The organism is Streptomyces sp. NPDC027672, from assembly GCF_055566335.1.
This window is the reverse complement of record NZ_JBVHSO010000008.1, coordinates 279,439-292,598: the sequence shown is the minus strand read 5'-3', so window position 1 is coordinate 292,598 and position 13,160 is coordinate 279,439. Positions and strand designations below refer to the sequence as shown.

Below are 13,160 nucleotides of genomic sequence, written 5' to 3'. Positions count from 1 at the left end.
GCGCGTATGCAGCTCGGGATCAACCTGGGGTATTGGGGTGCCGGAATGGACGGCGACAACCTGGCCGTCGCGCAGGAGGCCGACCGGCTGGGCTACGCGGTGTGCTGGGCCGCCGAGGCCTACGGCTCCGACGCGGCCACCGTGCTCAGCTGGGTCGCCGCGCGCACCGAACGCATCGACGTCGGCTCGGCCATCTTCCAGATCCCGGCCCGCCAGCCCGCGATGACCGCGATGACCGCCGCCACGCTCGACTCGCTCTCCGGCGGCCGGTTCCGGCTCGGCCTCGGCGTCTCCGGGCCGCAGGTCTCCGAGGGCTGGTACGGCGTCACGTTCGACAAGCCGCTCGCCCGCACCCGCGAGTACGTGGAGATCGTCCGCAGGGCGCTGACCCGGGAGCGGCTGTCCTACGACGGCGAGCACTGGACGCTGCCGCTGCCCGGCGGCCCGGGCAAGCCGCTCAAGCTGACCGTGCACCCGCAGCGCGAGCACATCCCGCTCTACATCGCCGCGATCGGTCCGAAGAACCTGGAGCAGACCGGCGAGATCGCCGACGGCGCGCTGCTCATCTTCCCCTCCGCCGAGCACCTGGAGGAGACCACGATCGGGTACCTGCGCGCGGGCCGGGAGAAGGCGGGCCTGACGCTGGACGGGTTCGACGTGTGCCCGACCCTGCCGATCGCCGTCGGCGAGGACCGGGACGTGGCCCGGCTCGCGGACGCCTTCCGCCCGTACACCGCGCTGTACGTGGGCGGCATGGGCAGCGCCAAGCAGAACTTCTACAACCGGCTCGCCCAGCGCATGGGCTACGAGGAGGCGGCCGCCGAGATCCAGCGCGCCTACCTGTCGGGGGACAAGGACGGTGCCGCCGCCGCGGTCCCGCAGGACCTCATCGACCAGACCACGCTGCTGGGCTCCGTCGACCGGATCGCCGACCGGATGCAGGCCTACGCCGCCGCCGGCGTCACCACCCTCAGCCTCTCCCCGGCCGGCTTCACGCTGGAGGAGCGGATCGCCTCGCTGCGGGCCGGCAGTGAGGCCCTGGAGCGCGCCGGGCTGGCCTGACGGAGTCTTCCCCGGCCGTGGTGGGGGCTCGGGGGGCTTCCCCGCCACGGCCGTCACGGAGAACAACGCGCCCGGCACCGCCCGGTTACGACCTCCGGCCCCTTCTTTCCCGCCACGATCACCACCGGCCCGCCCCGCCCCGGGTCACCACCGCCCCGTGCCGCCTCCGTCACGCGTCACCACCGCCCCGCCCCAGGTGACCGTGGCGCCCCCGCCCCGGACCGCGCGCTCGGCCGGCCGGCTCCGCTCACAGCCAGCCGCGCCGCTTGAACAGCCCGTACAGCAGCACCTCCAGCGCGGCCATCACCACGATCACCGCCGGGTACGACCACACCCAGTGCAGCTCGGGCATGTGGTCGAAGTTCATGCCGTAGATGCCCGCGATCATGGTGGGGACCGCGGCCATCGCCGCCCACGCGGAGATCTTGCGCATGTCGTCGTTCTGCCGGACGCTCATCTGCGCCAGATGCGCCGACAGGATGTCCGAAACCAGCCGGTCCAGGGCCTCCACGCTCTCCGACACGCGTGTGAGGTGGTCGTTCACGTCCCGGAAGAAGGGCCGCGACTCGTCGTGCACGAACGGCACCGACGTGCCGAGCGGACCGCTGCCGGCCAGCCGGGCCAGCGGCAGCGCGAGCGGCCCGGTCGCCCGGCGGAACTCCAGGACCTGCCGCTTGAAGGTGTAGATCCGGGACGCGGTGTTGCGGGAACCGCCGACTTCCGGCCGGAACACCTCCGCCTCCAGCTCGTCGAGGTCGGTCTGCAGCTCCGTCGCCACCTCCAGATAGTGGTCGACGGTGGCGTCGGCGATCGCGTACAGCACGGCGGTCGGCCCCTTGTCGAGCATGTCCGGCTCCTTCTCCAGCCGGTGCCGCACGGCCGCCAGCGGCGCACCGTCGCCGTGGCGGACCGTGACCACGAAGTTCTCGCCGACGAAGACCATCACCTCGCCGGCCGAGACCGTGTCGCTCTCGGGCTCGTAGACGACCGGTTTCAGCACCATGAACAACGAGTCGTCGTACACCTCCAGTTTGGGCCGCTGATGTGCCTTGAGCGCGTCCTCCACGGCCAGCGGGTGCAGTCCGAACTCCTGGGTGACCAGGTCGAACTCCCTCTCCGAGGGCTCGTGCAGGCCGATCCACACGAAGCCGCCCGCCGCCCGCGCCGCGTCCAGCGCGTCGGACAGGTCCCCGGAACCCTCGGTGCGGTGCCCGTGCCGGTACACGGCGCAGTCCATGATCACGGAGCGCATTCTCCCTTCGCCCGGTCAACGGCGCACTTCCCGATGCGCCTACCCTTGCCGCATGCCCACGCTGATCCTCGTAAGGCACGGACGTTCCACCGCCAACACCTCGGGCCTGCTCGCCGGGCGGACACCCGGCGTCGCACTGGACGAGCGCGGCGCCGCCCAGGCGGCCGCGCTGCCCGCGCGGCTGGCCGGCCTGCCGGTCCACGAGGTGGTCACCAGCCCGCTCCAGCGCTGCCGGGAGACCGTGCAGCCGCTGCTGGAGGCGCGCCCCGGCCTGAGCGCCCACGCCGAGGAGCGCATCTCGGAGTGCGACTACGGCGACTGGTCCGGCCGCAAGCTGGCCGAGCTGAACGACGAGCCGCTGATGCAGGTCGTGCAGGCCCATCCGTCCGCCGCCGCCTTCCCGGGCGGCGAGTCCATGCGGGCCATGCAGACCCGCGCCGCCGAGGCCGTCCGCGAGTGGAACGCCCGCGTGGAGCGCGACCACGGCGCCGACGCCGTCTACCTGATGTGCTCCCACGGCGACATCATCAAGTCCCTCGTCGCCGACGCCCTCGGTCTGCACCTCGACCTCTTCCAGCGGATCTCCGTGGAGCCGTGCTCCGTCACCGTGATCCGCTACACCCGGCTCCGGCCGTTCCTGGTGCGCCTCGGCGACACCGGCGACTTCGCCTCCCTGGTCCCGCGCGAGGAACCCGGCGAGGGCGACGCACCGGTCGGGGGCGGTGCGGGCGCACCGTGATCGTCGGTCGCAGTAGGGTGAAGCGATCCACCCCGTCGCTTACCCGCACGGCCAGCACCGCCGAACCTTACGAAACCACGACATCAATGGAGACAGGACGTGTCCCGTCAGGTGTTCCTCTACGACCAGCCGGACCGCTTCGTGGCCGGCACGGTCGGACTGCCCGGGCGCCGTACGTTCTTCCTCCAGGCCACCGCAGGCTCCCGGGTGACCAGCGTGGCCCTGGAGAAGACCCAGGTCGCCGCGCTCGCCGAGCGCATGGACGAACTGCTGGACGAGGTCGTACGGCGTAGTGGCGGCAGCGCCGCCGTCCCCGCCGTGGTGCCCACCGAGGTTGCCGACAGCGCCCCGCTCGACACTCCCATCGAGGAGGAGTTCCGCGTCGGCACCATGGCCCTGGCCTGGGACGGCGAGGACCAGCGCATGATCGTCGAGGCGCAGGCCCTGGTCGAGCTGGACGCCGACACGGACGAGGACCTCGCCGAGGCCGAGGAGCGCCTGCTCCAGGACGAGGAGAACGGGCCCCCGATGCTGCGGGTCCGGCTGACCGGCGCGCAGGCCCGGGCCTTCGCCAAGCGCGCCCTCGACGTCGTCAACGCCGGGCGGCCGCCGTGCCCGCTGTGCAGCCTCCCGCTCGACCCGGAAGGACACGTATGTCCGCGCCAGAACGGATACCGCCGGGGAGCGTGACGGCCGGTCCCGACCCCGCCGGACTGCTCGCGCGGGGTGAACTGACCGTGCGCGGACGGATCCGCGAGGCGTCCAACGCGGCGCTGCTGTGCACGGTCGCCCTGGACGGCCACACCGCCTCCTGCGTGTACAAGCCGGTGGCCGGGGAGCGCCCGCTGTGGGATTTCCCCGACGGCACCCTGGCGGGCCGCGAGGTGGCCGCCTACGAGGTCTCCGAGGCCACCGGCTGGGGCCTGGTGCCGCCGACCGTGCTGCGCGACGGGCCGTACGGCGAGGGCATGTGCCAGCTATGGATCGACGTGCACGCCGAGGCGGAACTGCTCGCCCTGGTCGACGCCGGGGAACCGGAGCCGGGCTGGAAGGCGATCGGCCTCGCCGAGGTCGGCGAGGGCCGCACCGCGCTGCTGGTGCACGCCGACGACGAGCGGCTGCGCCGGCTCGCCGTCCTGGACGCGGTGATCAACAACGCCGACCGCAAGGGCGGCCACCTGCTGCCCACCGCCGACGGCCGGCTCTACGGCATCGACCACGGCGTCACCTTCAACGTCGACAACAAGCTGCGCACCCTGCTGTGGGGCTGGGCCGGGGAACCGCTCACCCCGGAAGCCGTCGACGTGCTCAAGCGGCTCCGGGACGCCCTGGACGGCCCGCTCGGCGAGCGGCTGACGGGGCTGATCACGGCGGCCGAGACCGACGCCACACGCGCGCGGGTCGAGGCGCTGCTCGCCTCGGGCCTGCACCCGGAACCCAGCGGAGAGTGGCCCGCCATCCCCTGGCCGCCCGTGTGAGCACACCCGGCGCCGAGGTACAAGACCGCGAAACCGGCCATCAGGCCCGATCCCGTTCGTATCCGCAGCTCGGCGCCGGTTAGGCTCATGTACATGCATGCCTGGCCCGCTTCCGAGGTCCCCGCCCTGCCTGGTCAGGGCCGCGACCTGAGGATCCACGACACCGCGACCGGCGGCCTGGTCTCCCTCGACCCCGGTCCCGTCGCCCGCATCTACGTCTGCGGCATCACGCCGTACGACGCGACCCACATGGGTCACGCGGCGACCTACAACGCGTTCGACCTGGTGCAGCGCGTGTGGCTCGACACCAAGCGGCAGGTTCACTACGTCCAGAACGTCACCGACGTCGACGATCCGCTGCTGGAGCGGGCCGAGCGGGACGGCGTCGACTGGACCGGCCTCGCCGAGAAGGAGACGGCCCTCTTCCGCGAGGACATGACCGCCCTGCGGATGCTCCCGCCGCGGCACTACATCGGTGCCGTCGAGGCGATACCGGGCATCGTCCCGCTCGTGGAGCGGCTGCGCGACCTCGGCGCGGCTTACGAGCTGGAAGGCGACGTCTACTTCTCCGTCGAGTCCGACCCGCACTTCGGGACGGTGTCACACCTGGACGCCGCCGCGATGCGGCTGCTGTCCGCCGAGCGCGGCGGCGACCCGGACCGCCCGGGCAAGAAGAACCCGCTGGACCCGATGCTGTGGATGGCGGCCCGCGAGGGCGAGCCGAGCTGGGACGGCGGCTCGCTCGGCCGGGGCCGCCCCGGCTGGCACATCGAGTGCGTGGCCATCGCCCTGGACCACCTGGGCATGGGCTTCGACGTCCAGGGCGGCGGCTCGGACCTCGCCTTCCCGCACCACGAGATGGGCGCCTCGCACGCTCAGGTGCTCACCGGCGAGTTCCCGATGGCCAAGGCGTACGTCCACGCCGGCATGGTCGCCCTGGACGGCGAGAAGATGTCCAAGTCCAAGGGCAACCTCGTCTTCGTCTCCCGGCTGCGCCGCGACGGCGTCGACCCCGCCGCCATCCGGCTGGCCCTGCTGGCCCACCACTACCGGGCCGACTGGGAGTGGACCGACCAGGTCCTCCAGGACGCCGTGGCCCGCCTCGGCCGCTGGCGCGCGGCCGTCTCCCGGCCCGACGGCCCGTCCGCCGACGCCCTGGTGGAGGAGATCCGCGAGGCCCTGGCCCACGACCTGGACGCCCCGTCCGCCCTCGCCGCGGTCGACCGCTGGGCGGCCGGCCAGGAAGCCGGGGGCGGTTCCGACCCCGCGGCCCCGGGCCTGGTGACCAGGGCGGTGGACGCACTGCTGGGCGTGGCCCTCTAGCCACGGTCGCGGACACACGAGAAGGGGCGGTTCCCGCACGGGAACCGCCCCTTCTCACGTGTCCTCAGTCCTCCGAGGTGTCCTCGTCGTCCTTGGCACCGCCCGAGGACGGCCGGGGCTTGCCGCCCGGCGGGCTGACGTCCCGCCGCCGCAGATACCGCTCGAACTCGCGGGCGATGGCCTCACCCGACGCCTCCGGCAGCTCGGCGGTGTCCCGGGCCTCCTCCAGCGTCTGCACGTACTCGGCGACCTCGCTGTCCTCGGCCGCGAGCTGGTCCACGCCCACCTGCCAGGCCCGCGCGTCCTCGGGCAGCTCGCCCTGCGGGATCCGCAGGTCCAGCAGGTCCTCCAGCCGGTTGAGCAGCGCCAGCGTGGCCTTCGGGTTCGGCGGCTGGGAGACGTAGTGCGGTACGGCCGCCCACAGCGAGACCGCCGGGACGCCCGCGTGCGTGCACGCCTCCTGGAGGACGCCGACGATGCCCGTCGGGCCCTCGTACTTGGTCTCCTCCAGGTCCATGCGGCGAGCCAGGTCCGGGTCGGACGTGACGCCGCTGACCGGCACCGGACGCGTGTGCGGGGTGTCCCCGAGCAGGGCGCCCAGGATCACCACCAGCTCCACGCCGAGTTCGTGCGCGAAACCGAGCAGCTCGTTGCAGAACGAGCGCCACCGCATGGACGGCTCGATACCGCGGACCAGCACCAGGTCGCGCGGCTTGTCGCCGCCGACCCGCACCACCGACAACCGGGTCGTCGGCCACGTGATCTTGCGCACACCGCCGTCCATGAACACCGTGGGGCGGTTCACCTGGAAGTCGTAGTAGTCCTCGGCGTCCAGCGCCGCGAACACCTCGCCCTTCCATTCGCGGTCCAGGTGCGCGACCGCCGTGGAGGCGGCGTCGCCGGCATCGTTCCAGCCCTCGAACGCGGCCACCATGACTGGGTCGATCAGCTCGGGAACCCCCTCCAGCTCGATCACCCAGTGCCTCCTTCCGACGTGCCCTCGCCTGACTCACCAACCTTACGGCGTCCGGCGGGGGCGCCCGCAGTCCCCTTGCACGGGGGTGTGAACGGATCACTGCCCCGTTCCCCGGCACGGAACACCCCGCGATCACCGACTCCCAGCGTGCCGCGCCGCGTCCTCTCCGGGCCCGCTCCCGCCCGGGACCGGCCGGCGGCCCCGGACGGCCCGTCGCGCGGCCGGCACGGCACCGGCACCACCACCGGCACCGGCACCGCCACCGGCACCGGCACCGCGCACGGACGTCGGCACAGCACCGCGCACGGGCGCCGGGCCCCGGGCACGCGCGAGGGCGGCCTCCCCGCTCGCGGTGGGGGCCGCCCTCGCGCCTGCCGGCTACTTCTTGTCCAGCACGTCCCGGACCTTGGCGCGGATCTCGTCCGTGGCCAGGCCGCGGATGGTCAGCGTGGTCCGGCGGCGCAGCACGTCGTCCGGCGTCTCGGCCCACTCGTGGTCGCGGGCCCAGACCACCTGCGCCCAGATCTCGGGGGCCTCGGGGTGGACGCGCTCGGCCAGCTCCGGGTTCTCGTTCGCCAGGCGGGCGATGTCGAACGCCAGCGAGCCGTAGTGGGTGGCCAGGTGCCTGGCGGTGTCGGCGGCCATGCGCGGGCCGGGCGCCGGGTGGTCCACCAGCAGCCGGTGGGCGACCGCGCGCGGGTTGGCGACACCGGGCAGCGGCATCTTCTTCGGCAGCGAGGAGACCGGCTCGAAGTCGTCGCCGAGCGGGTGGCCCGGCAGCGCCTCCAGCTTCTTCATGATCGTCCGGCCGATGTGCCGGAACGTCGTCCACTTGCCGCCCGCGACGGACAGCATCCCGCCCCTGCCCTCGGTCACCACGGTCTCGCGCTTGGCCTTGGCGGTGTCGCCGGGGCCGCCCGGCAGCACCCGCAGGCCGGCGAACGCGTAGGTGATCAGATCCCGCTGGAGCTGCTGGTCCCGCACGGAGAACGCGGCCTCGTCCAGGATCTGGGCTATGTCCTGCTCGGTGACGGACACCTCCGCCGGGTCGCCCTCGTACTCCTCGTCGGTGGTGCCGAGCAGCAGCATGTCCTCCCACGGGAGGGCGAAGGTGATGCGGTACTTGTCGATGGGCGTGGCGAGCGCGGCCTTCCAGGGCGAGGTGCGCTTCAGGACCAGGTGCGCGCCCTTGGACAGCCGGATGGACGGCGCCGCGTCCGGGTCCTCCATCCTGCGCAGGTGGTCGACCCAGGGGCCGGTCGCGTTCAGCACCAGGCGGGCGTTGACGCCGAACTCCTCGCCGGACAGCCGGTCCCTGAGGTCGGCGCCGGTGACCCGGCCCCGGGTGAAGCGCAGCCCGGCGACCTCGGCGTGGTTGAGCACGACCGCGCCCGCCTCGACGGCCGCGCGGACCGTCATCAGCGCCATGCGCGCGTCGTTCATCTGGTCGTCGCCGTACACGGCCACGGCCTTGAGGTTCTCCGTGCGCAGCTCGGGCACGTCCTGCGCCGCCTTGGCGGGGGAGAGCAGGTGGCCGACGCCGTCGCCGAACGCGGAGAGCGCCGAGTAGGCGAAGACGCCCGCGCCCAGCTTCGCCGCGCCGTGCGGGCCGCCCTTGTACACGGGGAGGTAGAAGGTGAGCGGGTTCGCCAGGTGGGGGGCCACCTGGCGGGAGACCGCACGGCGCTCGAAGTGGTTCTCCGCCACCAGCTTCACCGCGCCGGTCTGCAGGTAGCGCAGACCGCCGTGGAGCAGCTTGGAGGAGGCGGAGGAGGTGGCACCGGCGAAGTCGCCGGCGTCGACCAGCGCCACCCTGAGACCGGACTGGGCGGCGTGCCAGGCGGTGGAGATGCCCAGGATGCCGCCGCCGATCACAAGAAGGTCGTACGACGCCTTGGCGAGCTGCTCCCTGGTCTCGGCGCGGCTCGGGTTGGAGCCGGAGGCCGGGTGCGTCCCCAGGGCGGGCACGGACTGCAGGGTGGACTGACTGGTCATGTCGGGTACTTACTCCTCGTCAGAGATGTCTGAGCCGTCTTGGCCCGCTCAGCTCTCGTCCTCGATCCAGCCCATGGTCCGCTCGACGGCCTTGAGCCAGTTCTTGTACTCACGGTCGCGGGTCTCCGCGTCCATGCGGGGGGTCCACTCGGCGGCCCGGCGCCAGTTGGCGCGCAGCTCGTCGGTGCTGGACCAGAAGCCGACGGCGAGGCCGGCGGCGTAGGCGGCGCCGAGGCAGGTGGTCTCGGCGACCATCGGGCGCACCACGGGCGCGTCCAGGACGTCGGCCAGGGTCTGCATCAGCAGGTTGTTGGCGGTCATGCCGCCGTCGACCTTGAGGGTCACCAGCTCGTCGCCGGAGTCCTTGACCATGGCGTCGGCGATCTCCCGGGTCTGCCAGGCGGTGGCCTCCAGGACGGCGCGCGCGAGGTGCGCCTTGGTGACGTACCGGGTCAGACCGGCGATCACACCGCGGGCGTCGGAGCGCCAGTGCGGGGCGAACAGGCCGGAGAAGGCCGGCACGAAGTAGGCGCCGCCGTTGTCCTCGACCGAGAGCGCCAGCGTCTCGATCTCGGCGGCGGTGGAGATCAGGCCCATCTGGTCGCGCATCCACTGCACCAGCGAGCCGGTGACGGCGATCGAGCCCTCCAGGGCGTACACCGTCGGCTGCTCGCCGATCTTGTAGCCGACGGTGGTCAGCAGACCGGCGTAGGAGTTGATGATCTTGTCACCGGTGTTCATCACCATGAAGGTGCCGGTGCCGTAGGTCGACTTGGTCTCGCCCTCGGAGAAACAGGTCTGGCCGAACAGGGCCGCCTGCTGGTCGCCGAGCGCGGAGGCGACCGGGATGCCGCCGAGCAGCTCGCCGAGCCGGCCGCCGGTGACCTCGCCGTAGACCTCGGCGGAGGAGCGGATCTCGGGCAGGATCTGCAGCGGCACGCCGATCGACTCGGCGATCCGCTCGTCCCACCGCATCGTGTGCAGGTTCATCAGCATGGTGCGGGAGGCGTTGGTGACGTCGGTGACGTGCCGGCCGCCGTCGACACCGCCGGTCAGGTTCCAGATGACCCAGGTGTCCATGGTGCCGAAGAGGATGTCGCCCGCCTCGGCGCGCTCGCGCAGGCCCTCGACGTTGTCGAGCAGCCAGCGGGCCTTGGGGCCGGCGAAGTACGACGCGAGCGGCAGACCGGTCTCCCGGCGGAAGCGGTCCTGGCCGACGTTGCGGCCCAGCTCCCGGCAGAGGGCGTCGGTGCGGGTGTCCTGCCAGACGATGGCGTTGTGGACGGGCTCACCGGTGTTCTTGTCCCACAGCACGGTGGTCTCGCGCTGGTTGGTGATGCCGATGGCCTTGATGTCGTCCCGGGTGATGCCGGCCTTGGCGATGGCACCGGCGACGACCTCCTGGACGTTGGTCCAGATCTCGTCGGCGTCGTGTTCGACCCAGCCCGGCTTGGGGAAGATCTGCTCGTGTTCCTTCTGGTCGACGGAGACGATCCGGCCGTCCCGGTCGAAGACGATGCAGCGCGAGGAGGTCGTGCCCTGGTCGATCGCCGCGATGAAGGGGCCTGCGGTGTGGGCGTCGGTCACTGTGTGCTCCTGAAAGTCCGTGGTGAGGGGGTGCGTACGGCGCGTGCGCGAAGACTCGCGGTGGTCCGCGGCTTCCTACGCGAAGGCGACGTTGTAGATGCCCGCCGCGATCGCGCCGCCGACCAGCGGACCGACCACCGGGACCCAGGCGTAGCTCCAGTCGGAACCGCCCTTGTTGGGCAGGGGCAGCAGGGCGTGCACGATGCGCGGGCCCAGGTCGCGGGCCGGGTTGATCGCGTAACCCGTCGGACCGCCCAGCGACAGACCGATCGACACCACCACGAGCGCCGTGATCAGACCGCCGAGGACACCGAGGCCGTTGCCCTGGTCGTTCAGGCCCTGGGTGAGGACGGCGAGGATCAGCACGGCGGTGCCGACGATCTCGGTGGCGAGGTTCTGCGCCACGTTCCGGATCTCCGGGCCGGTGGAGAAGATGCCGAGGACCGGGCCGGCGCCCTGTTCCTGCGCCTCGACGGCCTTGGCCGAGGTGGCCTGCGCGCCCGGGCCGCCGACGATCTCCTTGTCGGTCAGGTGGGCCTGGAACTGGCCGTAGTAGACGACCCACACCAGGGTCGCGCCGATCATCGCGCCGAGCAGCTGGCCGGCGAGGTAGGTCGGGACGTTGCTCCAGGCGCCGTCCTTGATGGCCAGGGCGACGGTGAGGGCCGGGTTGAGGTGCGCACCGGACAGCGGTCCGGAGATGTACGCGGCCGTCATGACGGCGAAGCCCCACCCGAAGGCGATGGCGAGCCAACCGGCGTTGCGGGCCTTGGAGGCCTTCAACGTGACGGCGGCGCAGACGCCGCCGCCGAGCAGGATGAGTATGGCGGTACCGATGGTCTCGCCGATGAAGATGTCGGAGCTGGACACCCGCGACTCCTTTGTCCTTCGTCCAGGGATAGCCGAACCCCGGGTCCCTCCGGGGGTTCTGGCGCCCTCGGGGATGAGAGCGATACCGGCCCTTGGCGTTGTCACACTCTAGCGCGTATTGCCGGTAGGTGTTCGACAATGCCGACCGATGGACGGGAGTCTTGTTCGGCGCTACGCGTGCGTCAAGAGTTCTGTTATCGGAAACAGGATCGTTATTGATCGCTGCGGGTTATCGGCCTTCGGGGGCGGACGTGCGGTTTAGCGCGTTTTGTCCATATCAGGGTAGATCGACAGCCGGAACACCGCCCGGCACCCCGGCCGTTCGCCACCCGTGTCGCGACCTCCGCGGGCCGCAGCCGCTACGGCGCCCGTCCTGAGCCGTCCGGCGTCCGTCCGGGGCCTCTCCGGCCCCGACCCGCAGCTGTCCGGCGTCCTGGTCGTCAGCGTTCGGCGCCCGTCCGCAGGGGCTACGGCGCTGCGCCGCAGCCGTCGGGCGTCCCGGTCGGGAGCGCTCGGCGCCCGGGCACGGTTGACCGGCGCCGGTCCGGGGCTGCTACGGCGCTGGCCCGCAGCCGTCCGGCGTCCGGTCGGAAGCGTTCGGTGCCCGGTCGCAGTCGGCCGGCGTCCGTCCGGAGCCATTACGGTGCTGGGCCGCAGCCGTTCGGCGTCCCGGCCAGAAGCGCTCGGTGCCCATCCGGAGCCGCTACGGCGCTCGTCTATAGCCGCTACGGCGCCCTGGTCAGGAGTGTTCGGCGCCCAGGTGCGGTCGACCGGCGCCCGTGCGGGGGCCTCTCCGGCACCGGCCCGCAGCCGTCCGGCGTCCCGGTCAGAAGCGTTCGGCGCCCGGCCGTAGCCGACCGGCGCCTGACCGAAGCTGCCACGGCGCTCCGGTCAGGAGTGTTCGGCCGCGGTCGTAGTCGACCGGCGCCAGGCCGTACCCGTCCGGCGCCAGGCCGTACCCGTCCGGCGCCCGGCTGTAGCCGACCGGCGCCCCGCCGTACCCGGCCGGCGCTCGGTCAGAAGCGGCCGGCGCCCAGGTCGCGGGAGACCGCGCGGGCGCAGTCCCGTACCGCCGCGATCAGCTCCGGGCGCAGCTCGCCCTCCCGGCACAGCCGCTCCACGGCCCCGGTGATGCCGACCGCGCCCACGGGCATCCGGCGCCGGTCGTGGATCGGCGCCGCGATCGACGCGACGCCCTCCCAGGTCTCCTCCACGTCCGCCGCGTATCCCCGCGCGCGTGTGATGTCGAGGAGGTGCTCGAAGTCGCGGGCGTCGCACACGGTGCGGTCGGTGAAGGGCTTGCGGTCCGCCTCCAGCGCCTCGCTGTGCGCCACCGGGTCGTACGCCGAGAGCACCTTGCCGAGCGCCGTGGAGTGCAGCGGCTGCATGGCGCCGATCTCCAGCACCTGCCGGCTGTCGTCGGGCCGGAAGACGTGGTGCACGATCAGCACGCCCTGCTGGTGCAGGACGCCGAGGTGCACGCTCTCCCCGCTGGACCGGGCCAGGTCGTCGGTCCACACCAGCGCCCGCGCGCGCAGTTCGTGCACGTCCAGGTAGGTGGTGCCGAGCCGCAGCAGCTCCGCGCCCAGCTGGTAGCGGCCGGAGGCGTCGTCCTGCTCCACGAACCCCTCCTGCTGGAGGGTGCGCAGGATGCCGTGCGCGGTGCCCTTGGCGAGTCCCAGCGACGAGGCGATGTCCGACAGGCCCAGCCGCCGCTCGCCGCCCGCGAGCAGCCGCAGCATCGCCGCCGCCCGTTCGAGCGACTGGATGTTCCGTGCCATCGCCGTCCTGCCTCCGTCCCCTTCGACTGCCCAATGGTGCTGTCACCGTTCGGCAATGCCGAACACTACCGGTCCATGCCGACCTCCCGCTAATGGT

Annotated in this window: 11 protein-coding genes; 5 read left to right on the top strand and 6 right to left on the bottom strand. The window is 72.4% G+C overall.

The genetic code is table 11. From position 1 onward, the window contains the following. Positions 1-6 precede the first annotated feature (6 nt). On the top strand, positions 7-1,062 hold the full coding sequence (locus ACZ4SV_RS21280; RefSeq protein ID WP_468005989.1) for an LLM class F420-dependent oxidoreductase: 1,056 nt from the start codon (positions 7-9) through the stop codon (positions 1,060-1,062). A gap of 247 nt (positions 1,063-1,309) precedes the next feature. Here the strand turns inward: ACZ4SV_RS21280 and corA are convergent, their stop codons facing one another. Then, on the bottom strand, positions 1,310-2,305 hold the full coding sequence (gene corA / locus ACZ4SV_RS21275) for a magnesium/cobalt transporter CorA (protein ID WP_365882231.1): 996 nt from the start codon (positions 2,303-2,305) through the stop codon (positions 1,310-1,312). 61 nt (positions 2,306-2,366) lie between these two features. Here corA and ACZ4SV_RS21270 point away from each other — a divergent pair, with 61 nt between their 5' ends. The 4 genes from ACZ4SV_RS21270 (at position 2,367) to mshC (ending at position 5,854) form a co-directional block, all read left to right on the top strand. Next, positions 2,367-3,053 (top strand): histidine phosphatase family protein, encoded by a 687-nt coding sequence (locus tag ACZ4SV_RS21270; RefSeq protein WP_468005988.1) that lies wholly within the window; start codon positions 2,367-2,369, stop codon positions 3,051-3,053. 99 nt (positions 3,054-3,152) lie between these two features. Further along, positions 3,153-3,743, top strand: coding sequence for a DUF3090 domain-containing protein (locus tag ACZ4SV_RS21265; RefSeq protein WP_365882235.1), 591 nt, complete (start codon positions 3,153-3,155; stop codon positions 3,741-3,743). Next, a complete protein-coding gene (locus ACZ4SV_RS21260) occupies positions 3,707-4,531 on the top strand; it encodes an SCO1664 family protein (protein WP_365882237.1) in 825 nt (274 codons plus the stop codon). The genes ACZ4SV_RS21265 and ACZ4SV_RS21260 overlap by 37 nt, the downstream gene beginning before the upstream one ends. A gap of 93 nt (positions 4,532-4,624) precedes the next feature. Beyond that, positions 4,625-5,854, top strand: a complete 1,230-nt coding sequence (gene mshC / locus ACZ4SV_RS21255; protein WP_468005987.1) for a cysteine--1-D-myo-inosityl 2-amino-2-deoxy-alpha-D-glucopyranoside ligase — start codon at positions 4,625-4,627, stop codon at positions 5,852-5,854. Between the two features lie 64 nt (positions 5,855-5,918). Here mshC and ACZ4SV_RS21250 read toward each other — a convergent pair whose 3' ends face one another. The 5 genes from ACZ4SV_RS21250 to ACZ4SV_RS21230 all read right to left on the bottom strand — a co-directional run bounded on the left by ACZ4SV_RS21250 (position 5,919) and on the right by ACZ4SV_RS21230 (position 13,063). Then, positions 5,919-6,830 (bottom strand): PAC2 family protein, encoded by a 912-nt coding sequence (locus ACZ4SV_RS21250; RefSeq protein WP_365884418.1) that lies wholly within the window; start codon positions 6,828-6,830, stop codon positions 5,919-5,921. A 378-nt stretch (positions 6,831-7,208) separates the two neighbouring features. Further along, on the bottom strand, positions 7,209-8,825 hold the full coding sequence (locus ACZ4SV_RS21245) for a glycerol-3-phosphate dehydrogenase/oxidase (RefSeq protein WP_468005986.1): 1,617 nt from the start codon (positions 8,823-8,825) through the stop codon (positions 7,209-7,211). A gap of 48 nt (positions 8,826-8,873) precedes the next feature. After that, a complete protein-coding gene (glpK, locus tag ACZ4SV_RS21240) occupies positions 8,874-10,412 on the bottom strand; it encodes a glycerol kinase GlpK (protein WP_365879751.1) in 1,539 nt (512 codons plus the stop codon). Positions 10,413-10,487: 75 nt separating this feature from the next. Next, on the bottom strand, positions 10,488-11,282 hold the full coding sequence (locus ACZ4SV_RS21235) for an MIP/aquaporin family protein (protein ID WP_468005985.1): 795 nt from the start codon (positions 11,280-11,282) through the stop codon (positions 10,488-10,490). 1,016 nt (positions 11,283-12,298) lie between these two features. Next, positions 12,299-13,063 carry an IclR family transcriptional regulator gene (locus tag ACZ4SV_RS21230; protein WP_365879747.1) on the bottom strand — a complete coding sequence of 255 codons (765 nt, stop codon included), beginning with the start codon at positions 13,061-13,063 and terminating at the stop codon, positions 12,299-12,301. Between the last annotated feature and the right edge of the window lie 97 nt (positions 13,064-13,160).